At 64.3% G+C, this 26,409-nt stretch carries 22 protein-coding genes; 12 read left to right on the top strand and 10 right to left on the bottom strand.

What is annotated here, in order from left to right; genetic code table 11:
* Positions 1–106: 106 nt before the first annotated feature.
* Positions 107–598 (top strand): pyridoxamine 5'-phosphate oxidase family protein, encoded by a 492-nt coding sequence (locus tag ABD059_RS06305; protein ID WP_343878512.1) that lies wholly within the window; start codon positions 107–109, stop codon positions 596–598.
* A gap of 67 nt (positions 599–665) precedes the next feature.
* Positions 666–2,573, top strand: coding sequence for a heavy metal translocating P-type ATPase (locus tag ABD059_RS06310; protein ID WP_343878513.1), 1,908 nt, complete (start codon positions 666–668; stop codon positions 2,571–2,573).
* On the opposite strand, the gene ABD059_RS06315 is transcribed toward ABD059_RS06310, so the two are convergent.
* From ABD059_RS06315 to ABD059_RS06325, 3 genes are all read right to left on the bottom strand, one after another.
* On the bottom strand, positions 2,518–2,940 hold the full coding sequence (locus ABD059_RS06315) for a pyridoxamine 5'-phosphate oxidase family protein (RefSeq protein ID WP_343878514.1): 423 nt from the start codon (positions 2,938–2,940) through the stop codon (positions 2,518–2,520). The two genes, ABD059_RS06310 and ABD059_RS06315, sit on opposite strands and share 56 nt — an antisense overlap.
* On the bottom strand, positions 2,930–3,418 hold the full coding sequence (locus ABD059_RS06320; protein ID WP_343878515.1) for a universal stress protein: 489 nt from the start codon (positions 3,416–3,418) through the stop codon (positions 2,930–2,932). The genes ABD059_RS06315 and ABD059_RS06320 overlap by 11 nt, the downstream gene beginning before the upstream one ends.
* A gap of 70 nt (positions 3,419–3,488) precedes the next feature.
* Entirely contained in the window at positions 3,489–6,086 is a 2,598-nt protein-coding gene (locus tag ABD059_RS06325) for a cation-translocating P-type ATPase (protein ID WP_343878516.1), read from the bottom strand.
* Positions 6,087–6,279: 193 nt separating this feature from the next.
* Between ABD059_RS06325 and ABD059_RS06330 the strand changes: the two genes are divergently transcribed.
* The 5 genes from ABD059_RS06330 to ABD059_RS06350 all read left to right on the top strand — a co-directional run bounded on the left by ABD059_RS06330 (position 6,280) and on the right by ABD059_RS06350 (position 13,889).
* Positions 6,280–7,170 carry a universal stress protein gene (locus tag ABD059_RS06330; protein ID WP_343878517.1) on the top strand — a complete coding sequence of 297 codons (891 nt, stop codon included), beginning with the start codon at positions 6,280–6,282 and terminating at the stop codon, positions 7,168–7,170.
* A gap of 151 nt (positions 7,171–7,321) precedes the next feature.
* Entirely contained in the window at positions 7,322–8,923 is a 1,602-nt protein-coding gene (locus tag ABD059_RS06335; protein WP_343878518.1) for a cytochrome ubiquinol oxidase subunit I, read from the top strand.
* Between the two features lie 62 nt (positions 8,924–8,985).
* Positions 8,986–10,005, top strand: coding sequence for a cytochrome d ubiquinol oxidase subunit II (gene cydB / locus ABD059_RS06340; RefSeq protein ID WP_343878519.1), 1,020 nt, complete (start codon positions 8,986–8,988; stop codon positions 10,003–10,005).
* Positions 10,002–13,439 (top strand): thiol reductant ABC exporter subunit CydD, encoded by a 3,438-nt coding sequence (gene cydD, locus ABD059_RS06345; RefSeq protein ID WP_343878520.1) that lies wholly within the window; start codon positions 10,002–10,004, stop codon positions 13,437–13,439. The genes cydB and cydD overlap by 4 nt, the downstream gene beginning before the upstream one ends.
* 78 nt (positions 13,440–13,517) lie before the next feature.
* Entirely contained in the window at positions 13,518–13,889 is a 372-nt protein-coding gene (locus tag ABD059_RS06350) for a trypsin-like serine peptidase (protein WP_343878521.1), read from the top strand.
* Here ABD059_RS06350 and ABD059_RS06355 read toward each other — a convergent pair.
* Both ABD059_RS06355 and ABD059_RS06360 read right to left on the bottom strand, forming a co-directional pair.
* Entirely contained in the window at positions 13,829–15,157 is a 1,329-nt protein-coding gene (locus ABD059_RS06355) for a Y-family DNA polymerase (RefSeq protein ID WP_343878522.1), read from the bottom strand. The two genes, ABD059_RS06350 and ABD059_RS06355, sit on opposite strands and share 61 nt — an antisense overlap.
* Before the next feature lie 29 nt (positions 15,158–15,186).
* Positions 15,187–15,618: a LexA family protein gene (locus ABD059_RS06360; RefSeq protein ID WP_343878523.1), complete on the bottom strand. Its 432-nt coding sequence runs from the start codon at positions 15,616–15,618 to the stop codon at positions 15,187–15,189.
* Positions 15,619–15,797: 179 nt separating this feature from the next.
* Between ABD059_RS06360 and ABD059_RS06365 the strand changes: the two genes are divergently transcribed.
* Positions 15,798–16,235 carry a hypothetical protein gene (locus ABD059_RS06365; protein ID WP_343878524.1) on the top strand — a complete coding sequence of 146 codons (438 nt, stop codon included), beginning with the start codon at positions 15,798–15,800 and terminating at the stop codon, positions 16,233–16,235.
* A 54-nt stretch (positions 16,236–16,289) separates the two neighbouring features.
* Here the strand turns inward: ABD059_RS06365 and ABD059_RS06370 are convergent, their stop codons facing one another.
* Positions 16,290–17,810 (bottom strand): CYTH and CHAD domain-containing protein, encoded by a 1,521-nt coding sequence (locus tag ABD059_RS06370; protein WP_343878525.1) that lies wholly within the window; start codon positions 17,808–17,810, stop codon positions 16,290–16,292.
* A 71-nt stretch (positions 17,811–17,881) separates the two neighbouring features.
* On the bottom strand, positions 17,882–18,502 hold the full coding sequence (locus tag ABD059_RS06375; protein ID WP_343878526.1) for an L-threonylcarbamoyladenylate synthase: 621 nt from the start codon (positions 18,500–18,502) through the stop codon (positions 17,882–17,884).
* A gap of 248 nt (positions 18,503–18,750) precedes the next feature.
* Between ABD059_RS06375 and ABD059_RS06380 the strand changes: the two genes are divergently transcribed.
* The gene (locus ABD059_RS06380) at positions 18,751–19,965 is read left to right on the top strand and encodes a S8 family serine peptidase (protein WP_343878527.1); all 1,215 of its coding nucleotides are present in this window, start codon (positions 18,751–18,753) and stop codon (positions 19,963–19,965) included.
* Between the two features lie 7 nt (positions 19,966–19,972).
* Positions 19,973–20,203, top strand: coding sequence for a hypothetical protein (locus ABD059_RS06385; protein WP_343878528.1), 231 nt, complete (start codon positions 19,973–19,975; stop codon positions 20,201–20,203).
* Positions 20,204–20,264: 61 nt separating this feature from the next.
* Here ABD059_RS06385 and ABD059_RS06390 read toward each other — a convergent pair whose 3' ends face one another.
* The 3 genes from ABD059_RS06390 to ABD059_RS06400 form a co-directional block, all read right to left on the bottom strand.
* Complete coding sequence (locus ABD059_RS06390) at positions 20,265–20,447, bottom strand: hypothetical protein (protein WP_343878529.1); 183 nt, start codon at positions 20,445–20,447, stop codon at positions 20,265–20,267.
* 155 nt (positions 20,448–20,602) lie between these two features.
* The gene (locus tag ABD059_RS06395; RefSeq protein ID WP_343878530.1) at positions 20,603–21,394 is read right to left on the bottom strand and encodes an AfsR/SARP family transcriptional regulator; all 792 of its coding nucleotides are present in this window, start codon (positions 21,392–21,394) and stop codon (positions 20,603–20,605) included.
* Between the two features lie 313 nt (positions 21,395–21,707).
* Positions 21,708–22,196 (bottom strand): PaaI family thioesterase, encoded by a 489-nt coding sequence (locus tag ABD059_RS06400; protein ID WP_343878531.1) that lies wholly within the window; start codon positions 22,194–22,196, stop codon positions 21,708–21,710.
* A gap of 142 nt (positions 22,197–22,338) precedes the next feature.
* Here ABD059_RS06400 and polA point away from each other — a divergent pair, with 142 nt between their 5' ends.
* The gene (gene polA, locus ABD059_RS06405) at positions 22,339–24,972 is read left to right on the top strand and encodes a DNA polymerase I (RefSeq protein WP_377959566.1); all 2,634 of its coding nucleotides are present in this window, start codon (positions 22,339–22,341) and stop codon (positions 24,970–24,972) included.
* Positions 24,973–25,032: 60 nt separating this feature from the next.
* A complete protein-coding gene (locus ABD059_RS06410) occupies positions 25,033–26,358 on the top strand; it encodes a GNAT family N-acetyltransferase (RefSeq protein ID WP_343878533.1) in 1,326 nt (441 codons plus the stop codon).
* Positions 26,359–26,409 lie beyond the last annotated feature (51 nt).

Genomic DNA, 26,409 nt, shown 5'->3' on the forward strand with positions numbered 1-26,409 from the left:
GGCACGAAGACCAGTTGGATCTTCGCGTGGTCCTGGGCCAACCGTTTCGCGGGGTGGGGCCTTTGTGCCCTGTTGATCCCACCGCCGCGCCCCTATCGTCACTGTCATGACTAACCAACAGTTTCTGCCGTCGGTCGAGACTCTGCGACCGCAGGCTTGTTGGGATCTTCTGCGGAGCACCTCAGTGGGACGGCTCGCGGTCTGGGTGGACGATCACCCCGACATTTTCCCCGTCAATTACAGAGTGGATCACAGCAGCCTGGTGTTCCGCACAGGGGAGGGAACGAAACTCCGGGCCGCAGCCAGCGATACACCCGTCGCTCTTGAGGCTGACGGCGTTCTGGTGGACGCGAATGTCGCCTGGAGTGTGGTGGTGAAGGGGAATGCGGAAGTCATCGAGCTCACGCCAGACACCCTCGACTCGGTTGGGCTTCTGCTGTTCCCCTGGCAGGCAGGCCAGAAGGACCATTTCATCCGCATCGTCCCGACATCCCTGTCAGGACGCCGTTTCGCCGTGACGCCGCCCCTGTTGTGGTGGAGCCCGCTTAGCGATGACCTGCGCGCCAAACTTGAACGGTTGAAGGAAGAAACCGATTGACAGCCCTCGTTCTCAACACCACCGGGAGCGCACCCTGAGCGGCGAACCCACCGGGCTGGTCCACTTGATGACCAGGTTTCCGTTGGTGTCCGCGACCCTCTTCGTCGGAGTCGGCGTGGCAGTGCTGCTCCTCAGCGGCCAGCCTGCTGCGGCGCAACTGGCGGCGAGCGGCTATGCCCTCGCCGTTGCAGTGTTCCGCGCTGTGACGATGGTCCGCGGGCTGTTCCACGGGCGCTTGGGAATCGATTTGCTCGCTGTTGCAGCGATCGGCTCAACAGTGGCGGTCGGGGAGTATATTGCCTCGCTGATCGTTGTCCTCATGCTGACCGGGGGCGAGGCGCTGGAAGACTTCGCGCACGGACGGGCAACGAAAGAGCTACGTGCGCTTCTTGATCGTTCCCCCCGCACAGCGCACCGCGAAACACCGGGGCTTCCCCCAGAAGACATCCCAGTGGCGGACGTTGTGCCAGGGGACTTCCTGCTGGTCAGGCCCGCCGAGACAGTACCGGTCGACGGCACCCTGGCGTCCGAAGCAGGTACCTTCGATGAGGCTGCCCTGACAGGGGAAAGTCTTCCCGTGGAACGGGTACTCGGCGACCGCTTGCTCAGTGGCACCGTCAATGGCGCCGATGCCATCCGTATGAGGGCGACCGCCACCGCCTCCAATTCGCAGTACAGCCAGATCGTTGCCCTGGTCCAGGAGGCTGCAGCCAGCCGGGCACCAATGGTCCGGCTAGCCGATCGATACGCCGTCCCGTTCACCCTCTTCGCGTTCGCTCTGGCTGGGGTGGCCTGGTTCCTCAGCCAGGACCCAGCACGTTTTGCCCAGGTGCTGGTGGTCGCAACCCCCTGCCCGTTGCTGATAGCAGCCCCGGTCGCGTTCCTTGCCGGCACCAGCCGGGCCGCCCATGCAGGAATCATCATCAAGAACGCGGGAACGCTGGAGCAGCTCAGTCGCGTGCGGACTGCGGTGTTCGACAAGACCGGGACGCTCACCTCCGGGCACCCCACCCTCTTGCACGTCGAGATCGCGACGGGAGCCGAAGGCACCCTGACCGAGGATCGCCTGCTGCAGCTCGCCGCTTCGGCGGAACAATATTCATCCCACGTCCTTGCTGGGTCCGTCATTGAAGCCGCAGCGGCGCGTGGCCTGACTCTTCTACCGGCGGAGAACGCGAGCGAACACGCGACCGATGGCGTGAGCGCCGATTGTGGCAGGTACACGGTGATTGTGGGGAAGCCCGCCTTCGTCCGCGCCAGAACCTCCGGATTTCAGACCGTCGATCTGGTCAGCGGTCAGCTGGGAATCTACATCGGCGTCGACGGGAGGTACGTTGGGGCTTTGGTGATGAGCGACCCCTTGCGAGCCAACGCCGTTGATACCCTGGCCGCGCTGAGACGGCTGGGCGTTTCAGAGACTGTCCTTCTGACGGGTGACGCTTCCTCCACGGCCGAACACATTGCCGATGAAGCAGGAATCACCCGTTTCATCGCTGATTGTCTCCCCGTCGATAAGGTGAATGAGGTTGCCGCCCTGTCCTTGAGACCGGTGATGATGGTGGGGGACGGGGTCAACGATGCTCCGGTTCTGGCAGCGGCCGACGTCGGCATCGCGATGGGTGCCAAAGGTTCAACTGCTGCCAGCGAATCGGCCGACGTCGTGCTGATGCTCGACGATCTGTCACGAGTCGCTACAGCCGTCGATATTGGGCAGCACACCATTCGGGTGGCGAAAGCCAGTATCTGGACCGGGATTATTCTCAGTGTCGTCCTGATGATCGCAGCCTCCCTGGGAATGGTCCCCGCGGTGGCTGGCGCGCTGCTCCAGGAGGTCGTGGATCTCGCGACCATCCTTAACGCGCTCCGGGCGCTCGGCGGACGGCGGGCCAGCCGCATCAGCCCGCCAGCCCTCATCGTCGCTAGTAGCGGTCCGGTTCCTCCCCAAATTCGAAGTAGCGACCGTGGATACTCGTAGGAACCACCTCAACGTAGGTGTACTTCCGGGTCGGAATCCAGGGTTTGAGCGGTAGCTGATCGACCTTGTCGACCTCCGACTGGGCGTCGATGACGCGGGCCACCCCTTTGACGACAACGCTTCGCGCTTCGCCTGCGTCAATCTCGTCCACCTCAAAAGCCACCCGGTTGTTCACGGTCAGCTCGGCCAGCTTGGTCCCGGGATTGGTCCTGAACAGAAGTCTCTTGTCGTGGGCAAGAAAATTGATGGGATAGATGTCAGGATCGCCCATCACGCTGACGGCCAGGCGACCATGTTGATTTCGTTGCAGCACGGTCCACGACTCCTCCGCGGAGAGGGTGGATCCTGGGCGCTCGTCACTTTCCATCGTCGTGCTCCTTGCTAGGTCGGGTAGGTTCGTCCTGAGGCACCACCAGGACTGGGCAATGGGCGTGCGCGGCGCAGGCCTTGCTGACGGATCCCATCGGGTGGTTGAGGAAGCCCCCGGATCCCCTGCGCCCTACCACCAGCAGCTGCGCCGTCTGGCTTGCCTCCATCAGAGCTTCAGCAGCCCCCTCGAATTTGACAGACACCGAGATGCTGTCCGGCCGGGAGGCACCGAAGGCCCTGTCCAAGGCTTCCTCGACGAGCGATTCAACACTTTCAGTCAATTGTGAGGTGAACCGATTCGGTTCAGTTTCAAAGCGGGAGGCCGCGCGCTGGTCGGACTTCTTGATACAGGAAATGACCTCGATGGGTGCATCCATCAATTTCGCCATTCGCGCAGCTACTACCAGAGCGTTGGACGAGTATTCCGATCCGTCCACTCCAACAACGATTCCACCCGAGTTCGATAGTGAGTTCATGGGGCCAGCTTGCCCTTCGGCTGGAAAACGCACTAGGGCCGAAGGGCATGGATACCGTTAGCCAGCTCTCTTAGGCAATGGGGTGTTTGGGCTGCCGCACCCGTTTATAGATCCAGTCCGCAATCAGTATGCCGGGGATGGCCAGGACGGCGACGATCAGCCCCGACGGCGGTGGTGGGGCCTGTCCAAGCACTGCTGCCACAGGGGGCAGATAAAGAAACAGGACGAGTGCGGCAAGTTCGGCCGCACCAGCCCACAGCAGCAACCGGTTACTGAACCACCCCAGCTTCCACGGTGGCACTGTCGCGCTGCGGCAGGCGAAGGAGGTTGCCAGCTGACCGAAAACGACGGCGGCAAACGCCGCACCAGAGGCGGCAAGCACCAGTTGCTCGTCCCAGGGCTCGCCACGGACCCAGCCACCCCCGAAGAGCACGACGGAGAATGCTGTCATGCTGATGATCGCTTCGACAGGTCCGAGGATGACGAAGGCCCTGAACATCAAGTTCCGGTCCATGAGGTGGCGCCGCTCCGGGGGCCTGGTCAGGACCCGCCGGCCCGGGGGTTCGGCTCCGAGCGCCAGCGCGGGGAACAGGTCGGTTCCAATGTCCAAAGCGAGGATCTGCAGGACACCAAGCGCGAGCGGGAACTGGCCACCGGAAAGTGCCCAGATGACGAACGGTGTGAGCTCGGCGACGTTGTCTGTGAGGTGGTAGGTGAGGAAGCGGCGGATATTCGAGTACGTGGCGCGGCCTTGTTCAATCGCCGCGACAATGGTGCCGAAGTGATCGTCGAGCAATACCAGATCGGCGGCCTCACGAGCCACATCGGTGCCACCCCGACCCATGGCAACCCCAATATCGGCTTGCTGCAAGGCGGGTCCGTCGTTCACCCCGTCGCCAGTCATGGCCACGACGTGACCCCTGGATTGCAGGGCGCGGGCTACGCGAAGCTTCTGCTCGGGTGACACCCGGCTGACCACCACCCCATCCCGATCCAGGAGTGCACCAAGGATCTGCTCCTGCTCGGGTAAGTCCGCACCCTGGACCACCAGCCTGGGGTCATCCGTCAGCCCGATTTCCTTGGCAATGGCGGCGGCTGTCGCAGGATGGTCGCCAGTGATCATCGCCACCTTGATTCCGGCGTTCCTGGCGGCCCTGATGACCTCAGCGACATCCGGGCGGGGAGGATCGTGAAGACCGATGAGGCCAAGGACCACTAGCTCCCGTTCGAGGTTTTCTGCGGGTTGGTCCAGCCAGAAGGATCGCGGGCCGGGTAGATCTCGTCGTGCCACCGCGATCACCCGTAGGCCACGGGAAGCCATCGCGTCGACCTGCTCCTCCAACCTCGCGGCGCCATCCCCACAGAGTGGAAGGACGGATTCAGGGGCGCCTTTGACGTAGAGGGTGGGGCCGAGCAGGACGGATTCCCGCCGTCGGTGGGCGTCGAAAGCGAAACGACGGTCGGGCACCTGATTGTCAGGTTCCTGGTGGAGGAGACGCCGAGCAAGAACGTCGATGGCCGCCTCCATCGGATCGCCGTTTGCTACCCATTCTTTTCCCTCCTTGACGGCGTGACCTTGCGATGCGGCCCGGGCCGCCACCGCGACCTCAAGGGCCATGCGTCGGCCGGGGCCATCGAGGACGGCATCGGGCTCGTACCCATCGCCCAAGACGCGTGCCGTGCCCTCCAGCGTGACTACCTCGACGGCATTCATCCGATTCTGGGTTAGCGTCCCGGTCTTGTCTGTACAGATGAAGGTGGTTGATCCAAGTGTCTCCACTGCTTCCAGATTGCGGACCAGAGCGTTCCGCGAGGCCATCCGTTGGGCGCCCATCGCCAGGGAGAGCGTGACTGTCGGGAGCAGCCCTTCAGGGATCAATGCAACAGCGACACCGATCGCAAAGAGGAAAGAGTCCCGCCACTCGATTCCCACCAGAACCGACACGGCAAAGAAGACGCCTGCGACGGTCAGAGCAATGATCGCAATGACGCGGACGATCCGATGCAGCTCAAGGGTCAACGGGGTAGGTGGAGACGTGGTGGTATTCGTGAGGGAGGCGATCTCTGCGATTCTGGAGTTCCCTCCGGTTGCAGTGACTACGCCCTCCGCCTGACCATTGACCAGGAAGGTGCCGCCCCAGGCTGCATCTCCAACAGCTTTGGGCAGCGCGTCGCTTTCGCCGGTCAGCATCGATTCGTCGACTGTGCACGCGGACGCCGAAGTAAAACGGAGGTCTGCGGGAAGACGGTCCCCAGCGGTCAGAATGACGACGTCGCCAGGAACCAGTTCACTGGCGCTGACACTGCGTTGGCGGCCATCGCGCCTGACCCTGACTTGCGACGGAAGTAACCCTTGAAGCCGTTCAGCCGCATGCTGGGCCCGCTCCTGCTGAATGTGGGCAAACACCCCGTTGACCACGACTACAACAACAATTGCGACGCTGAGCTGGGGCAGGCCAGCTAGCCACGCCAGACCTGCGGCCCCCCACAGCATCAGGGCGAAGAAATGGGTCAGTTCACCCAGGAGTTTCCGCCAAGGGGACGCCTTGCGGGCCGCGGGCAAAACGTTTGGCCCGACGTCAGTCAATAGCCGTGCGGCATCCGCGCCGCTCAGTCCAGGCTGTGGAAGTTCCGGGAACACTTCCCGGGCGTCATTCATGGCGGACATGGCCTCTCCAGAGCTAAATACCTATCGTTTAGAGTCGATCTTTCTGAGCGCGCCGACCAGTGACTTTCGACCTGATCTGGGCCGATCTGGCTGGTGAATACCTCCCGGTCCGGACGGGACTTAGTGCCCTATGGGGGCAGCTGGCAGGTCACCACAATGGAGCCAAGGCAGTTCACTCGGAGGTGGTCACACCATGGGTTCAGCATCGGGCTCCCGGTCAATCGTGCTGGGCGTGCCGTCCAGCGGGCCGACGCCTGAAGCCTTCTTCTGGGCGGTCAACCGGGCAGCACGGCTGAGAAGGCCACTGATCCTGGTGCATACGCTGGACGACTATTGGGTTGGCCCTGAGTTCTCCTACTTCGACGACCTGATGCGTCACGGCCGGGAAGTCCTTGAGGAGGCGGCCACTAAAGTCAGCGGTCTGGCACCCTCGGTCAACGTATCGACCCGACTCCTGCTGGGGGATACCGCCAGGGTGTTGTCGGATCTGTCGGAGAATTCCAGTCTGGTGGTCGTGGGGACCCATAAACTCGGACGCGTCAAGACCGCCATCTTCGGTGCTCTGAGCCTGAATGTGGCGGTGGCAGCCGTATCGCCGGTTGCGGTCATCCCCGAGGTGTCGCTGGAAGGACGGTCGGGCGTCGTAGTGGGCGTTGACGGGTCCGCCCATTCCCTCGGCTCCGTTGCCTACGCGGCGCGGGAGGCCGATCGGCTGGGTGAGGACCTGTACGCGGTCTACTCCAGTGAATCACCGAACCCGTGGCTGCGTGGGTCCATTCCGCACGATGTGGTGACACAGCGGATCGAGGAGGAGGAACGGGTCATTCTGGCCGAGTCGGTGGCGGGCCTCACCGAACAGTATCCGGATCTGGTGGTGCATCAACATCTGGAGTTGAACGCATCGCCTGCCGAAGCGCTAGTGACGGCTGCCTCGCGGGCGAAGCTCCTGGTAGTGGGTCGGCGCGGCCGTGGAAAGCTCACACGCCTTCTGCTGGGATCGGTGAGCAGAAGTGTCCTGTGGCACATTGAATGCCCCACGATCGTCACCCCCAACAGGGCAGTGACCGAGGGCCCGTACCGCTAGCCACAGCTGTCTCCCCGGCACGGACGAGACGCAGACTCCAGATTTCGCGACCCCTGCGGCGTGTTCTACACTGTGTAGAAATCAGCTTTTCTACACAGTGTAGAACAACTGGATCAGTGGGCTCGTGCCCTGGTTGATTTAAGGAAGTTGTATGGAAGCCCTGGAGCTTGCCCGTTGGCAATTCGGCATCACCACCGTCTATCACTTTCTGATGGTGCCACTCACCATCGGCCTGGGCTTGCTGGTCGCGATCATGCAGACCATGTGGGTGCGGACGGGGAAGGCGCAGTACCTCCGGATGACCAAGTTCTGGGGCAAGCTGTTCCTGATCAACTTCATCATGGGTGTCGCCACCGGTTTGGTGCAGGAATTCCAGTTCGGAATGGCCTGGAGCGAGTACTCCCGGTTTGTCGGGGACGTCTTTGGTGCGCCACTGGCGATGGAAGCGCTCCTCGCGTTTTTCGTTGAGTCGGTGTTCCTCGGGCTATGGATCTTCGGGTGGGATCGGCTCCCCAAAAAGCTCCATCTGGCCACCATCTGGGGAGCCAGTATCGCCTCGATCATGTCGGCATATTTCATCCTCGCTGCCAATTCCTGGATGCAGCACCCAGTCGGAGTGGAAATGGTCGACGGCCGCCCGGTCCTCGTGGACATTTGGGCCGTTCTGACCAACAACACCCTGCTGGTCGCCTTCCCCCACACCATCCTCGGAGCCTTTTCCGTGGCTGGCGGGTTCCTGCTGGGAATCAGCTGGTATCACCTGTGGAAGCGACGCCGGGACGGAATCGACACCATCGGCCCGGACGGGAAAGTCCTCGTCGGAAGCGTCGAAAACACGGGGCGGGATGCTGCCGACCACCAGGTCTGGCTCCGTTCCCTCCGGATCGGCGCCGTCGTCGCTGTCGTATCGTTCGCTGGTGTCGCCGTCACCGGGGACCTGCAAGCGAAACTCATGTTCGAGCAGCAGCCCATGAAGATGGCGGCCGCGGAAGCGGCCTGCCACGACGGGACCGGCTTCTCGGTGCTGTCGGTAGGAAACCTTGGCTCCCAGAACTGCGATGACATCGTCGCAGTGATTGAAGTCCCGGGGATGCTCTCCTTCATGGCCAACGGAGATCTCACCACGGAGGTCCAGGGGGTTAATTCTCTGGTGCCCCAGTACCAGGCCCAGTACGGGACGAACCTGCCGAACGATCCGATGTATGGGGAACGCGCCGGAATGGAAATCGACTACGTCCCGGTGATGGAGGTGACGTATTGGGGCTTCAGAATGATGATCACGTTCGGCGCCGTCGCGGCGTTCGCAGCAGCAGTAGCACTCGTCATGACCCGCCGGGGGACAGTCCCGGAATCCAAACGACTGATGCAGCTCGCCGTTTTCGGGATCCTCGCACCGTTCGGTGCCAATGCCGCGGGCTGGATCTTCACCGAGATGGGCCGGCAACCGTTCGTCGTTGCCCCTAACCCCGACCCCAACGGCATTGACAACGTGTTCATGTTCACCGCCGCGGCCGTGTCGCCCGGGGTCTCGACGGCCGAACTCGCGACGTCGCTCATCGCTTTCACCGCCGTCTACAGCGTGTTGTTGGTGGTTGAGGTGAAGTTGCTGGTCCGGTATGTGCGCGGTGGGGTGCCCTCGGCCATGCCTGATCTCATTCCCCAGCATCTCCACGACGACGACGACGACTCCGCCAGCGGGGTTACCCCCACCTCGAAGAAGGGCGACGACGATGTGCTGGCCTTCGCCTACTAACCCCGTATGCGCCACCGAGAAGGCCGCGGACGCCGCCCTGATCGAACGTCTGGAGATTTGAGATGGAATTCCTTCCCACCCTATGGTTTGTCATCATCGCGTACCTCTGGACCGGATACCTGCTGCTGGAGGGATTCGATCTCGGCGTCGGCATGCTGATGAAACTGTTCGCCCGCACTGACCGCGACCGCCGTGTTCTCCTCAATACTGTTGGCCCGGTGTGGGACGGCAATGAGGTGTGGTTGATTACAGCTGGTGCGGCGACGTTCGCCGCCTTCCCCCTCTGGTACGCGTCGCTCTTCTCGACCTTGTATCTGCCGCTGCTGCTAGTCCTGATGGGGCTCATTTTTCGTGCTGTCGGCTTTGAATACCGGGGGAAAGGCGACACGGCGGCGTGGCGTAACCGGTGGGACTGGGCGATTGCGCTCGGGTCGCTGGTGTCAGCATTCGGGATCGGCGCGGCCCTGGCGCTGACGACGACGGGACTTCCCATCAATGCCAATGGTGACCGGGAAGGGGGAGCCTTCGCCTGGTTCAACGGTTACGCGGTCCTCGGCGGATCGGCTGTCGTCTTGTTCAGCCTTGTCCATGCCCTGGGTTTCCTGGTGTTGAAAACCGACGGCGACATCCGCGACCGGGCCCGACGGCAGTTCCTCAGGTGGCTACCCCTGGGCCTGCTGCCACTGGCGGGCTGGGCCATCGTGGTGCACGCTGCGGGCGGGAAAAGCGTCACCATGCTCACTCTGGTGCTCGCAGTAGCTGGCGCTGTCTACGCCTGGGCCATGGCGCGCCGGCACCGGGACGGATGGAGTTTCGTCGGGATGGCTGTCTTCCTCGCCGCTGGCACCACCACGATCTTCACGGCCGCGTTCCCCGTGGTTCTCCCGTCAACCCTCGACGCCGCGTTTGACCTCACGGTGTCCAACGCTTCATCTTCTGGATACACACTCGGCGTGATGAGCGTCGTCGCTCTCGTGGGGTTGCCCGCTGTGCTCGTCTACCAGGGCTGGACCTACTGGGTGTTTCGCAAACGCGTCAGCCGGAGCCAGATCCCCACCGCCCACGCAGTGAGAGCACAGTGAAGCCATCGCTACCCCTGGGTGCGGCGGGCAAACGTGCCCTCTACCTCCTTGGCCTGCTCGCTGCGCTGAAGGCCGCTGGCCTGGTCCTCATCGCCCAGGCCGTGGCTTCCGGTATCGCCTCCCTTGCCGCTTCTTTCACCGCCGTTTCTTCTACCGCAGTTTCTAGCAGTGCCGGAAGCATCGACTGGTCGTCGGTACTCGTCCTGGGTGTTTCCGGGTCGGTCCTCCGGGCGTTAGCCACCTGGTGGCAGGAAGCCGTTGCGCAGCGGGCCGCGACCGGGTCAAAGGAGGAGCTGCGAACCGCGATCACCACCCGCGTGATGAACGACGGCGGCACATCGGCCGATGCTGGCACCGGCGCGCTGAGCGTACTGGTCACCCGGGGGCTCGACGGTCTCGACAACTACTCCACCAAGTACCTCCCCGCGCTCGTCACCTGCGCTGTCATTCCACTGCTGGTCGGTGCGCGTATCCTCGCCGCCGACTGGCTCAGCGCCGTCGTCATCGTGGTGACCGTGCCGTTGATCCCGGTCTTCATGATCCTGATTGGCCTGCACACCCAGGACAAGGTGCAGGAGGCGTCGGCGTCTCTGAACCGGCTCTCGGACCACCTCCTCGAATTGTCTCGCGGTCTGCCGGTGCTCGTCGGGCTGGGCCGGGCGGGCAGCCAAACGAGGGCACTCCGGGACGTTGCCGGGCAATACCGCACCAAAACCATTGAAACGCTGAAGGTCGCGTTTCTGTCCTCCCTTGCCCTCGAACTGATTGCCACCATCTCGGTGGCACTGGTTGCGGTGGTCATCGGGGTCCGGCTCATCGGAGGTGATCTCAGTCTTGAGATCGGCCTGCTGGCCCTGATCCTTGCCCCCGAGTGCTACCAACCGCTCCGCGACCTCGGCGCAGCACACCACGCGAGCGAGGAAGGCCTCGACGCGCTCGAACGGTCCCGCCGTATCACCGAGGCCCCCCGGAGCCGCATCCTGCTATCCGACGCCGACGCCGACGCCGACGCCGCCGGTACGGACGACCGGGCGATCACCGTCAGTGGCCTCACCATTGGGTACGGCGGGCGAGACGGAACCGTGGTTGACGGCCTGACCTTCGCGCTGCCCCGCGGAACAATCAGCGTGCTCACCGGCCCCAGCGGGGCCGGAAAAACCTCGGTGCTTGAGGTGCTGGCTGGTCTCCGCGGAGACGGGGCCGGGACCCGGGTTGCCGGCACCATCATGGGGGTGCACCGGCACCAGATTGCCTGGATACCGCAACATCCGGTCCTGGTGGCAGAGACGGTCGCTGACGAAATCGGTCTCTACTCGGGTCTGGACAGCCCCCCAGAGCGAAGGGAAGCAGCAGCGCGGGCGCTTGACCAAGTGGACGCCGGCGGATTGCTTGACTCTCGCACCGGCGATCTGAGCCCGGGGGAGCTGCGTCGGGTCGCGGTGGCGCGAGCACTGGCACGAATCGCTCATTCGGACATCGCTCTGCTCCTGGCCGATGAGCCAACAGCACACCTGGACGCGCAGGGCGCCCGATCCGTTGAGGCAGCCCTGGCACGGCTGCGAGGGCACACGACGATCCTCTTCGTAGCGCATAACCCTGGGACGGCGTCCCTGGCGGACCAGTCAATTGGCGTTTCCGGTGGTTCAGCTGCCGTTCACAACCGGGGTGCCCGGTCCACAGCGGGCGCTGTGGACACCGCGAACGCTGACTCCGCCCTGAGGCCCCACGGAAGGACTGTGCCGTTGGGCGAAGGCATGGATGTGCCGGTGGCGGAGGGGCGGGTCTCTCTGACGCGCAGCGTTGCGATGGTGCAACCGTGGCGGCGCCGGTTTGTGTCGGCGTTACTCTTCGGCGCGGGCGCAACCCTGTTTGCCGTCGCGCTGACGGCGGTCTCCGGCTGGATGATCGTGAGAGCCTCTGAACAGATTCCCATCCTCTATTTGCTGACGGCGATTGTCGGAGTGCGGTTCTTTGGCATCGGGAGATCCGTGCTGCGGTACTGCGAGCGCCTCCGCCTCCACGATGCGGTCTTCGAGAGCACCGACAGGCTGCGGCTACGGTTGTGGAACGGATTGCTGGAGCGCCCGGCTGCGTGGCGGAAACTGGCCCGCGGCGGCAAAGTTCTTGAACAGTTGGTGGGCGACGTCGATGAGCTCCGCGACCTCACGCCACGAGCCGTGTTTGCCCCGCTGGTCGGCGTCCTCACAGCAGTTGCCGCGTCCGTCACCACCGCCGTGGTGCTTCCGGCCGGGGTGCCCTGGCAGCTGGTTCTGGTGACGGTGTGTCTGGTGGTGTCGCCCCTCCTCGTCCTCGCTGCCGACCGCTCATCGCGTCGGGCCTCGGTCGGTCTCAAGGCTGAGATTCTCGACACCACGGCCAGGATGCTCGCAGCCGCGCCGGATCTCAGCGCCAATTCGGCGACCAGGGTGCTGAGATCGGATCTGAGTGCTCTGGAGGCCGAGCTGTCCGCAAAACTGGACCGCAGCGCGTGGGCGCAGGGATTGGCCAACGCCCTCGTCGTGCTGACCTGTTCGCTGGGTTCCCTGGCCATGTTGAGTTCGGCAGACGGGGTAAACCCGGCGGCCGCCGCCGTCGTCGTCCTGATGCAACTCGCCCTGATCGAACCCTTCATCGCCGTCAACACTGCCATTCATCACCTCGGAGCGTGGCGGGCGGTGGGCGACCGGGTACTGCCGGATCTGGGGTCCACCACCATCCGTGCCGAAGGGCCGCCGGGGGACAGCGTCCGCTCGCTTTCGCTTCGGGGAGCTTCCTATACCTACCCGGATCAGACGGCGCCCGCGTTCTCGGACGTGTCGCTGGATCTCCGCAGGGGCGAGTGGCTTGCGGTGACCGGTCCCTCCGGGAGCGGGAAATCGACCCTGCTTGGTGCGTTGCTCGGATTCCTCCCCCTGCGCGAGGGCAGCTATCTGATCAACGGGGAACCGGTCGGTCAGCTGCGGGCCGGGACGGCGGGCACGACAGGTGCGCCGCGCATCGCGTGGTGCCCCCAGGAAGCCCACCTGTTCCGCTCCACGATCCGGGCCAACCTCGCCCTGGCCCGCCCACCTGCCGACCCGCCATCCGAGGCTGAACTGACTGCCGCGTTGGTCCGGGCCGGGTTGGGCGACTTCGTGGAAGCACTTCCCGCAGGACTGGACACCCAGGTCGGGCCGGGCGGCGCCTGGCTTTCCGGCGGGCAGCAACAACGCCTCGCCGTTGGCCGCGCCCTGCTGACGAGGGCCGACGTCGTGCTCCTTGACGAACCGACCGCACACCTCGATCCGGTGGCAGCACGGGATCTGCTGGCCGATCTGCGGGTGGGGCTTGCCGACAGGTTCGTCGTGATGGTCACCCACAACCAGGAAGAGGCCGCGCTGTGCGAGCAGGATCTTCAGCTCGCGGATGGGGCCAGGCAGGACGCCATCGCATAGTCCGCAACGGTGCGAAGCGCTGTGACCAAAAAGCACCAGCAACTGTGAACAGGCAGCGCCGGTAACGGAACAATAGCGGTGACCAACGCCCAAGGATATAGTTCCCATTCCCAGGGCGATGGCATGGCAGTACTGCGGTTGGACGTCCCCCTCGGCAGCAACCTGGGATGGTTCGGGTTCCGGACGCATAACCCTGCCTGGAAGGATCACAGCCTGTGGACCCTCCCCGGGTACCCGCGGGGCAAGGACAGCGGCAACGGGCCCTGGCTGCACCTGAACTTTCCGATCATCGATGATGATAACGACGGCGCTGGCGTCGAGCTGGAGTATCAGGCAGATACTGAGGGTGGGCAGAGCGGTGCGCCGGTCTTCACCCAGCCGGTCTTCCCTCAGTTGGCTTTCACAATAGCCAGTTCATCCCACTCGGTGGTGTACCGGGGGGAGGAATAGCGGCGGCTCATGGTCCAATCGGCCGGGGCGCACAGACCGGCCCGACCCAGTCCGATGCTTCCCGCACCGTATTTCTCGGTCACCTCACCCAGGAGCGCTCCGATGTTGCGACGCTCGTGCACCGAAACGAAGACGTCAAGCTGTGGTTGGAACCCGGCGGGGGACAGATCGGTGAGCATCACCCCCGCCCGAGCGTAGGGGACCCCCTCCTCAAGGTGCCTCTCAAGGGCTCCGACAGCGGCCCGCGTTAACACCACCGGATCAGCGGTCGGGGCAGGCAGCCTCACGGTCACGGATGGAAAGGAGGAAGCAGTCCGGTGGAAAGGTGATGTGCCAGCGAACACTGTCATGCTGTGGGCGAGTTGCTTCGCCCGGGACAGGCGCATCGCCGCGGCCTGTGCATAGAGGCTCATCACCTGGTGCATTCCCGCGAGGGTAGTGACCGGCGTCGAAAATGAGCGGGAAAAGATCATCTGTTTTTTGTCCGTGCGCTCCGTTTCCAGTTCGATGCACGGGACACCGCGCAGTTCCAGGATGGTGCGCTGCAGAAGGACCGAGAATTTCCGTCGCATCAGCAACGGGTTGGCAGCACGAAGGTCAGCGATGGTGAACACGCCGATGGCGTTAAGCCGTTTTCCGAGTCGGCTAGCGACACCCCAAACCCCGGTGACCGGCACCCGCGACATGATGTGGTCGATCTGGGCCCCGGGCATGGTGTCGAGATTGCACACCCCACCCATCGCAGGGTTTTGTTTGGCCACCCGGTTGGCGAACTTGGCAAGGGTCTTGGTCGGAGCGATGCCGACGCAGACCGGCAACCCCGTGTGCAGCGCCATGGCGGCCCGGATGCCCCCACCCTGATCCTGCAAGGACTGCGGCGAACCCGCGAGACCCAAAAAGGACTCATCGATCGAGTAGACCTCCTGCCAGGCGGCGAAGCGACCCATCAGCTCCATCGCCCGTGAACTCAGGTCTCCGTACAGCTCATAGTTGCTGGAACGCTGAATGAGCCCCCAGCGGGGGGCCTGTGCGGAAATTTTGAACCATGGCTCGCCGAGTGGAATGCCGAGAGCTTTCGCCTCATTGGACCGGGCCACCACGCAGCCGTCGTTGTTCGATAACACCACCACGGGTACCCCCGCCAGGCTGGGATCGAAGACACGTTCACAGCTGACATAGAAGCTGTTGACATCGACGAGGGCGATCCGCGACGGTTTGCTGCGGCCGGTGGCTGCCGCCGACGGGTAATGGCCCGGGCCATCGGGCACTCGGGAATGGCCTTCGCCTCTCGCTGCGACTACACGTAGTGCAGGCAACGGGTGACTACCCCCCACACGGACAAGTCGGACAGTTCAGCGACCGTGATATCCGGATAGTCGCGATTCTCCGCTTTGAGGATGACCCCGGTGACGCCAAGATGCAGCCGTTTGATCGTCAACTCGCCGTCCAGGATCGCCACCACCACCGAGCCGTGGTGGGGTGTCAACGACCGGTCCACAATCAGCTCATCCCCGTCATTGATGCCGGCACCTGACATGCTGTCCCCGGAGACCCTCACGATGAAAGTGCAGGTGGTGTCCTTGATTAGGTGTTTATTGAGGTCAATCCCCCCGTCGTAATAGTCCTGCGCGGGCGAGGGGAAACCTGCAGGAACGGAGACCGGGGCGACGTCGGTGAGTTGGCCTGGCGGGGTTCCGTGTAACTGAGCAATATGGGCTACAACGGTCACAGCATCCCTCTATTAGTACATATATTCGAACTAAATAAGCGTAACATCCGACCCGGACCTTTCAGCGGGGCGACGTCAGATGCGTGGTCGGCGCAGTGCTAGATTTTCACGGGGACACGGCAACACCACGGACGGCCACCGCCGGCCGGGTGACCGACTGAAAGAGTAGGACACGAGTGATGGACTGGATCTGGTTCCCCGTGATGGCAATTAGTGCCGCGGGATTCGGCTTTGCGGGCGGGTGGGCAGCAATCGCAGCGGACCGTCGCCGACGCCTGCCAGAGGCTGCCGCCAGCGCTCAGGTCGATGTGGCTGAACCCCCTCGGCTGCGGGAAGCTGATTGGGCCGTGTACTGGCAGAAGGACAACATCTGGGTGTTGACCAACACCGGCTCAGCCAAGGCAACCCTGGTGGACGTGCAGTTCGAGCAGTTCGCTGTGGAATCGTCGAATCTGCGAAACACCATGCAGACCTCGGGGGAGGCCACGTTCAGCGGTTATCTGCGGGGAAACAAGCCGGCTGTACTGGTTTCGTGGGCCACGGAAGGTAGCGAGCAGCGGGGCCCTGCGCGACGCGCCATCCCGCTACAGGGCAACCGCCGCTGGCAGGACTGGTGAACTGGAAGGACTGCTGAACGACCCTCCGAAGACGCCTTGGTGCGCGCTTCCCGCTCAGCTGAGCTTCCCGATTCTTTTCCGGAATTTTGTTTCAGCTTCGCGTTGGATCGACGCTTCTGCCTCATGGAGCACTCCGTAGGCGAAGGTAGTCTCTCCGGCCCGTCGCCCAGCCCGGGATGCTTTGAGGAGAAACTCCTGAAACAGCACGCTATCGCGGTGGGTTCCCAGAATGTTCTGGATGGTCTCCGACGACTTCATTGACTTTCCCACCTGCCCGCCGAAAGTGAACCCTGAGCTCCCCTCGACCGACCTGATCGCGTAGCGCAGGCGCTTGGACCTCTTGCGCACGTCATGCAGTAGCTCCAGTTGTGAGTCCAGCTCTGATGCGCGGCTGGCACGTTGAGCGGATTTGGCCACGATCTTCTGCTGCCGGTTGACCGCTGGTGGAAGCTTCGTGGCGGCCTTCCCGCCGTTTTTCAAATCGCCCCTCAGCGGGATCCGGGCGGTGAACTCATCAAGGGCGTCAAGGGTAGCGAAGTATTCAGCAGAATTGAGGTCCCGGAGGACTGCTGAGTAAGCCTTCTCGTACCGGGCGGCGGAGGACTTGTCCAACCGCCTCATCAGGTGCCGGGGGATTGACCCCGGTGGCCGCTGGGCTATGCGTGACGGGATCAACGCCTGCATCACTTCCGCGTCACGGGCGGCACTCAAAGTCCTGCCGAGTGATTTCAGTTGTCCTTCGAGCTCACCGGCCGGAGCGACCTCCAGCAGTGGCCGATAGGTTTTCAGCATGCTGCGCAGCGTGCGGGCCTTCACCCGCAACTGGTGCAGCGAACCTGCCTCGTGGCGGCGCACCCGCGGATCCCACGCCATCAGTTCGGCGGCCACCTGGCGGAACGAAGCAGTCAGCACATTCCGCACGGAGCCGGGCTTACCGTCGATCGGGACGGGCTGCGGTTGGCCGCCCATGGCACGGGCCAGTTTCGATGTCCTGCCAGCTGGAGCGGCGCCCGCGTTCAACAAGGTGTGCTCGACGGCGTCCACCAGGGCCTCCCGGGCGTCGTCGGGAGCGGGCTCTCCGCCCTGCACTTCTGCCTCCCACTCACGCCAGGACCGTTCGACGCCGGTGGTCAAGTCTTCGGCGTCGACCACATCGTCGCTGATTTCGATCAGCGGCGTGCCATCCTCCCCCACGAGAGTAGTGATGGTCCGGGTGGTGGTGATTCGTGCAACTGGTTCGAGGGCCCGATGCCTGACATGGACCCGAACCAGGTCGAGTACCTCCGCCGGCGGTGTCTCGTCCGCGCCCGACAGCGGCACCTGAACCTCAAGCCGGTCCGCGACCGCCGGGAACTTGGTGTGCCAGCCTGCGTCTTTGCCTCCGCGCCGCCGCCGCAGGGTTATGCCGTGGCGCAGCAGCGCCCGGTCCGGCAGATCGAAGTACAAGGCTTCGAGCACCACGGTACCGCCGTCGTCCACCCTGGCCACGCCGGTGATGCCGGTCAGGTCGGGAACCACCGCCTGGGTGCTGACGTCGTATTTTCGCTCGATCTCCAACGATTCGGTGCGTGTCATCGTCCCATTATTGCGTCTGGTGTCCAGCGCCCCTCTGTTCACGGGCTACCCGAGGTAGCTCGCAGCTCCACTCACTCGAACCGGGACGGGTCGCCCATGCCGTGGCGCACCACTTCGGCGGAGCCGCTGGAGAAGTCGATTACAGTGGTCGGTTCGGCGCCGCAGTCGCCCGAATCGATGACCGCATCCACCTGGTGGTCGAGCTCCTCCTTGATTTCCCAGCCCTGGGTCAGCGGCGTTTCCTGGCCAGGCAGCAGGAGGGTGCTGGACAACAAGGGTTCGCCCAGCTCGGCCAGCAGGGCCTGCACCATCCGGTGGTCTGGAATCCTCACCCCCACCGTCTTCTTCTTGGGGTGCAGCAACCGGCGGGGCACCTCCTTGGTGGCCGGCAGGATGAACGTGTAACTGCCTGGCGTCACGGCCTTGATGCTGCGGAAAACATCGTTATTGATGTGGACAAACTGGCCAAGCTGGGAGAAATCCCTGCAGACCAGGGTGAAATGGTGCTTGTTGTCGAGCTTCCGGATGGAGCGGATCCGGTCCAGCGCGTCCTTGTTGCCCAGCTGCGCGCCGAGCGCGTAACAGGAGTCCGTCGGATAGGCGATGAGCCCGCCGGACCTGACGACGTCGACAATCTGCCCGATTGCGCGCGGCTGTGGATCGTCGGGGTGCACATCGAAAAATTTGGCCATGCGAAGAGCATACGTCCCTGGTGGCAGGTCAGGTGAACCCCGGGGGAAACCTCCGGGCCGACCCCATCAGGTGGACCTGATCCTGCCGTCAGGGCGGGTGGTGAGCAGGTCCAAAAGTTCTCGGCTGGTACCGTCAGGCCGCGGTCCCCGGCTGGTGCCGCCCGGCACTTCTCGAGTAACGCCGCAGTAACGTCGGCGGCGGTACGTTGGGTCTTTATCCCAGAGAAACCCAGAGGTAGAGTGCCACCATGATTGATTCTGAGTCCTCAGGTAGCCAACCCCGCAGTCAGGAACCGGAGACCACCGGCCGTTTCATCGTTGTTTTCGCCGACGCCGAGGAGAACGCTCCAGCGCTGCTCCGGTCAGCTGCCGGCATGTCCCATGTCGCTGATTCCCGTGACTTCGGCACCCATGCTGCGTCCCCAGCCGACACTGAGGGAGCGGATGCTACATACTATTCCCACCTCGGGGTCGCGGTCGTGTCCGCGGATCCGCAGCAGCAGCGGGCACTCAGCTCGTCGTCCGACGAGGGCACAGTCCTCTCCGTCTCCCCGGAACTGATCCACCACGTACTCACCGACGACCCCGGGGGAGCCTCGTCGTCGTTCCAGGACAGCGCACAGCTCACCTGGGGGCTTCAGGCAGTCGCCGCGGACACCTCCCCCTTCAGCGGCGAGGGTATCCGGGTTGCGGTGCTGGACACCGGCTTCGATTCGAGCCACCCGGATTTCGCCGGCCGGCAGATCACGGTTGAGTCTTTCGTGCCCGGCGAGACTGCCCAGGACGGGCACGGACACGGCACCCACTGCATCGGCACCGCCTGTGGCCCGCGGTCACCATCCGAAGGACCCGCGTATGGCGTGGCCTACGAGGCAGAAATCTTCGCAGGGAAGGTCCTCGGCGACTCAGGGTCGGGCAGCGACGGCGGTATCATCGCCGGAATCGACTGGGCCATGGCGAATGGGTGCGCCGTCATTTCGATGTCCCTCGGTGCCGACATTCCGCAGGTGCACCCTCCGTATACGGTGGTCGGCCGCCGGGCGCTTGACCAGGGGCACCTCATCATCGCTGCCGCGGGGAACGGCGCTGACCGCCGGCAAGGGGACTTCGGCTTTGTCGGTGCGCCCGCCAACAGCCCGTTCATCATGGCGGTGGGCGCCCTGGACCAGCAGCTCGAGATGGCCTTCTTCTCCGCCCGGACGCTCCCTATCCGGGGCGGGCAGTTGGATGTGGCTGGCCCGGGTTTCCAGGTGCGTTCGTCCTGGCTGATGCCTGACCGATACAACACCATCAGCGGCACATCGATGGCCACCCCGCACGCTGCGGGAGTCGCAGCCCTCTGGGCGCAGGCCTCAGGCTACCGGGGGCGGGAGCTGTGGTCACTGATGGCGCAAGAGAGCCAGCGATTGCTGCAGGCGTCGGTCGACGTCGGCTCCGGCCTGGTGATGTCGCCACAGGAATGAGGGGGGCATGCACTTCACCGTCACCGTTGATGACCTGCACCGTTCCGCGATCCAGGAGGTCGCTGAACAGCTGAGGTCCTGCGGGCTGGAGGTTGACCGGGTGCTCGGCACCGTGGGCATGATCACCGGTTCAGCACCGGAGAACTGTCGGCCGGATCTGGAAGCGGTCGAGGGGGTGTCTTCCGTCGATGGAGAGACCCGCGTCCTCCTGCCGCCACCCGACAGCGACATCCAGTAGCAGCCGTGATCCAGTAGCAGCGACGTCTTGAGCCACTCGCAGGCTGGGGGTACGCCGTCGACTACGGCGCGGCGGTGCTCGCGGTGCTCCCGGCTTTGCCGCCGACGTCGTCGAGCACGTTCTGCGCCTGCCGGTCCACCAACCCGGTGAACAACTGTGGGGCGGCGCCGAAGGTGATCGCCCAGGCCACGATCTGAGCAGGGTTGTCCAGATCGCTCAACCCGGGAACGAAGCCGCCGCGCATGAGCTGGAGTCCCAGTACTGCCGTCGGCGCACCGGCGGGGAGTTGCTGGGCGGCGGTGGTGATCGCCTGTTCCCGCCAGGTACGGTTCGTCGGCGGCGCCAGGGGAGGAGGTAACGGGGGTTATGGCCCGGCAGCAGGCGCAGACATCGGCTGATCTACTCGTAGGACGGGTGCAGGGTTCCGCCGTAATCAGTCGCGGGCTCGGCGCGTCCTAACGGGTCCTGCGCCTGGAGCAGCGGACGGATGAGGTCTGTGATGCGGGTGGAAGGCCTGACACCGCACTCCCGACTGAGGGTCGTCAGGTAGGTGCGATAGCTGCGGATTGCCGACGCGTGGTTGCCGGCCGCCAGATGAATGCGCAAGAGCGTCCGTTGCACGCTCTCCAAAAGCGGATCCAACGCGGCCGCGGCGGTCGCCGCGTCGAGGGCTGCCGAGAGTTGGCCCTGTGCCAGATAGGCGCTGGCCAGGTCCTCCAGGGCGGCAAGCCGCTGCCTGAAGAGCCTGTCCTGGTCTACCCGCAGCCAGCCCTCATCCCAGCCCGGCAGGAGGTCCGCTGCCCGAAGGTCGGCGGCCAGCCCTTTTCGGACCGGTGCGCCGCCGTCGAGCAGGCCTGTGCGGTTGACCCGGTCCACGTCGACGAGCAGTTCGTCGACGTCGATCACCATTCCCGTGGCGAGAGCAAGCGGATCACTGGTTGGCTGCAGGAGCCCGGGAAGTTGGTGGGCAATGTTCCAGAGGCAGGCGCGCAGACTTCCCGAAGCTTGCGCATCGGTGCGGTCAGGCCATAGGAGCCCGGCGATGTAGCTTCGTCGACGACCGCCGCGCAGGGCCAGCGCGGCAATGAGCCGCTGCTGTCGGAACGCGACAGTGACCGGCTGGTGCTCACGTTCAAGACGCCAGAACCCCAACAATTTCAAATTCCACTGGACCGGAATGCTTATCGACATACCCGTCCCCACTTCCTGCATCATCGGGGAGAGGCGCCCCCTATCCGCTGAAACGGTGAACCGCTGTGAGAGCCAGCATCCTCAGACTTCCGAACCTTGTCAATGCTCCCGGCAATCGTTCATCCACTATGGGTGTGGAGGGGTCCTTTCGCGCAGAAACGGCCCTCCGGGTCAGAACCGCCGCTTGCCACCGGCAGTCCTATCCCTCAGGGCCGTATCTGGGGAGGGCCCGCCGCCCGGTGGCCGTATCTGGGGAGGGTCCGTCATCCCGGGCCGGTTCCAGCGACGACCCACCGACAAGGCAAAGGGTTCGTCAGCGTTTGTCGCGGATGATGTTGGTGATCCGGGCCGTGGAGAGCCGGCGTCCGTCGTCGTCGGTCATGACCACCTCGTGGGTGGTCAGGGTGCGGCCCAGATGGACGGCGGTGGCGGTGCCGGTAACCGTCCCTGACGACGCCGACCGGTGATGCGTCGCGCTGATCTCAATGCCCATCGCCTGCCGGTCGCGGCCAGCGTGCATCCCGGCGGCGAAGGAGCCCAACGTCTCAGCCAGGACCAGGTGTGCGCCGCCATGGAGGATTCCCGCCACTTGCTGGTTGCCCTCGACCGGCATGGTGGCAACCAGGTGTTCCGGCGTCATCTCGGTGAACACGATTCCCATTTTTGCTGCGAGGCGACCAATCCCGTGGTCCTTCAGCCACTCGTGCATCTCTTCCGGCACACCGGCGGCGGCCAGTTCGGCGGCATAGGGGTTGGGGGTTGGTTCCTGTCCGGACGGCTCCGGAGTGTAATTGTGGGTCATGGGAACTAGGCTGGCACCTGTGAGTCAAACAACCAAACCCGATGTTCCCGTAGCCGCTGCGACTCTGACGGACGCTCCTCCGACGGCCACCGGGCCGGCCGACGGATCCCGCAAACGCCTCCTCGTCATCGACGGCCACTCGATGGCCTACCGCGCGTTCTATGCGTTGCCCGCCGAGAACTTTTCCACCGACACGGGACAGCACACCAACGCCGTCTACGGGTTCACCGCGATGCTGATCAACCTGATCAGGGACCAGAAACCCACCCACGTGGCGGTGGCGCTGGATCTGAGCACCCCGACGTTCCGGACCGAGGAGTACACCGAGTACAAGGCCGGCCGTGCCAAGACGCCCACGGAATTCCACGGCCAGGTGGACCTGATCATCAAGGTGATGCAGGCGATGCACATTCCCACCCTGTCGATGGAGGGCTATGAGGCCGACGACATCATTGCCACCCTCTCCGTCCGTGCCGCGGCCGAGGGCTGGGATGTGCAGGTGGTCAGTGGTGACCGCGACGCCTTCCAACTGGTCAACGACCGCGTGACAGTGCTGTACCCGAAGCAGGGCGTCACCAACATCCCGCAGATGGATGCGCAGGCGGTGGAGGAAAAGTACCTCGTCCCACCTCACCAGTACTCAGACTTGGCGGCCCTCGTCGGGGAGACCGCCGACAACCTCCCGGGGGTCCCCGGGGTAGGCCCGAAGACCGCCGCCAAGTGGATCAAGCTCTACGGCGGGCTGAACGGCATCCTGGAGAACCTCGACGCCATCAAGGGAAAGGTGGGGGATTCGCTCCGGGAACACATCGAGCTGGTCAAGCGTAACCGCCGCCTGAACCAGTTGCACCTTGACCTGGAGCTGCCGGTGGAACTGGACACCATGGTCTCCCGGACCCCCGACCGCCCGGCCGTCGAGGAACTGTTCGACTCCCTGCAGTTCAATGTCCTCCGCAAACGCCTCTTCGACCTGTTCGGGGAAGAAGACGCTGCCGAGTCCCACGATGAAATGACCCCGCCCGAGCAGGTGGTCCTGGCCGACGCCACTGCGCTGACCTCCTGGCTCAAGTCCACCAACCAGGCCATCGCAGCCGTCCAACTGGTGACCCAGTCAACAACCGGGAACGACGACGTCGTCGGGCTGGCCATCGTCACCTCGACGGACGCCGCGTACGTTGACCTGGAAACACTCGACGCCGAAGCGGAGCAGGTGCTCGCCGCCTGGCTGGCCGACCTGAGCGCACCGAAGGTGGCGCACGATTTCAAGGCCGCGTACAAGCTGCTCGCCGCGCGCGGGCTGAAACTTGCCGGGGTTGTTGATGACACCGCGATCTCCGGGTACCTGATCCAGCCGGACCGCCGGGCCTATGACCTGGCGGACCTGAGTCAGTCGCACCTGAAAATGTCGATCGCGCCGGCGGCAGGCACCACCGGGGGACAGCTCGCGCTCCAGTTGGAAGACGAGGATGTCGCATCCCCCGCCGTCGCCCGCGCCTTCGCCGCCCTGCAGCTCAGCGAGTACTTCGCCGGCCAACTGGTGGAGCGGGGCGCCAACCAGTTACTCGGCGGGCTTGAACTGCCCCTGGCCGAGGTGCTGGCAGAAATGGAGCTCACCGGGGTAGCCGTGGCGATGGACCGGCTGGACCAGTTGTTCGATGACTTTTCCGCGACCATGAGCACTACCAGCGCCGAGGCGTTCAGGATCATCGGCAAGGAGATCAACCTGGGATCGCCCAAGCAGCTGCAGGCGGTCCTGTTCGACGAACTGGAACTGCCCAAGACCAAGAAGATCAAGACCGGCTACTCCACCGACGCCGATGCGCTGACCGACCTGATCGTGAAGACCGGGCATCCGTTCCTCGAACAGCTCCTGGCTCACCGGGACGCCTCCAAACTTCGTCAGACGGTCGAGGGGCTGCGGAAGTCAGTGGCCGACGACGGCCGGATCCACACCACGTACGTCCAGACCATCGCGGCCACGGGACGGCTCTCGTCGACCAACCCGAACCTGCAGAATATTCCGGTGCGCTCCGACGAAGGCCGGCGGATCCGTGAGGTCTTCGTTGTCGGTGACGGCTTTGACTGCCTGATGACCGCAGACTACTCGCAGATTGAAATGCGGATCATGGCGCACCTGTCCGGCGACGAGGGGCTGATCCAGGCGTTCCGGGATGGGGAGGACCTGCATCGGTTCGTCGGTGCCCACATTTTCGGCGTCGAACCCGGCGAGGTCACCAGTGCGATGCGGTCCAAGGTGAAAGCCATGTCCTACGGTCTGGTCTACGGTCTGAGCTCCTTTGGACTCTCCAAGCAACTCGCCATTTCGGTGGACGAGGCCCGCACCCTGATGGGCGACTACTTCGACCGGTTCGGCGCCGTCCGCGACTATCTGCGGGGTGTCGTGGAGCAGGCCCGGGTCGACGGGTACACGTCCACCATTGAGGGACGCCGCCGGTACCTGCCGGATCTTTCCAGTGATAACCGGCAGCTCCGCGAAATGGCTGAACGGGCGGCGTTGAACGCGCCCATCCAGGGCTCGGCGGCCGACATCATCAAGAAGGCGATGCTCGGCGTCGACTCCGAACTGCGACGGCAGGGCCTGACCTCCCGGATGCTGCTCCAGGTGCATGATGAGCTGGTGCTCGAGATTGCGCCGGGGGAACGGGACACCATGGAGCTGCTGGTGCGCGAGCAGATGGGGGCCGCAGCTGACCTCACTGTTCCGTTGGATGTCTCGGTGGGTGTGGGAGCGAGCTGGCACGAGGCCGCGCACTAGGCCCGGCCTGCCCGGGCTCTCGCTGGTGCCGGGCGCTTCACCCCATTAGGCTGATGGATCGTGACCGCTACTCGAGATTCCGCCGCCCCATCCGCATTGCGCATCGACACCTTCACGGTGACCGCTGAGACAGATTCCTCGCCCGACGGTGCCCTGGCCCACTGGTTCGAAGCGGTCCGCTTCGGTTTCCACGAAGCCCGCACCGAGCCGGAGGATCTAGCCACCTATGCTGCGGCGTTCACCTCCGACGGGCGGACCCTGTGGGGTGCCTACGACGATGCCGCCAGTGCACACGCCTGGGATGCCAGCATTCCCGTAGCCACCTACGCCACCATGGTCAACTCCCTCAACGTCGGCAACGGCCAGTTGCTTGACGCGCACCAGATCACTGCCGTCACCGTGCGCCCCACCCACCGCCGTCGCGGGCTGCTGCGCACCATGATGACCAGTGATCTCCAGTCCGCCGCGTCCAAAGGTCTCGCTATCGCGGCGTTGACCGCCTCGGAGGCGACAATCTACGGCAGGTTTGGGTTCGGTGCTGCAACGTTCACCCGCAACATCGAGGTGGATGTGAAAGAGCGGTTCGCGCTGCGCACGCCAGCATTCGGTGTCACCGAAATCGTGGCACCGGCCTCCGCGGCGGCGCTGTCCGAACAGATTTTCGCCCGGTTCCATCACGCCACCACCGGATCAGTGGGACGTCAGTTCGCGTACCCGCAGCGGGCAGCCGGGCAGTGGGGCGAGGAACGGCCCGTCGAGGACAAGGGTGTGCGCGTCGCGGTGCATTACGACGACGACGGACGCCCCGACGGCTTCGTGTCCTACAAATTCTCCGGCTGGGGGACCACCCCCTACACGATGAAGATTGTTGATCTGGTCGCCGTCTCCGACAGCGCCTACCTCGAGCTGTGGCGTTATCTCGGCGCAATCGACCTCGTTCAGCGCATCACGTTCGACCTGGCACCCGTGAACGACCCCCTGCCGTGGGCCCTGCAGGATCGTCGCTGCTACAAACTCACCGGCGACGAAGACGTGCTGTGGCTGCGCATCCTCGACCCCATCGCTGCTCTCGAAGCACGGAGTTACCAGGGTGCGGGAACGGTCAGCCTGGAGATCGTGGATCCTCTTGGCCATGCGTCAGGCCGGTTCCGGCTGACGGTCGAGAACGGCTCCGGGTCAGTGACCCGACTCGATGATGACGCCGACACGCAGCTTCGCGTCGACGTCACGGCCCTTGGGTCGATGTATCTCGGTGGTGTCCCAGCCCGGACCCTGGCCGCTGCCGGGCACCTCACCGAACAAGGGCCCGCAGGACCGGGGAGCCTCGCCGTCGTCGACCGGATCTTCCAGACGCCGTCGGACCCGTACTGCATTACCCACTTCTAATCCGTCAGCCGGCGTCGACAGTCGCTTTGACCTGTGTTGGCGCAAACGGCT

Origin of the sequence: Arthrobacter flavus (genome assembly GCF_039526005.1) — a bacterium.
Classification (GTDB): Bacteria; Actinomycetota; Actinomycetes; order Actinomycetales; family Micrococcaceae; genus Arthrobacter_D; species Arthrobacter_D flavus.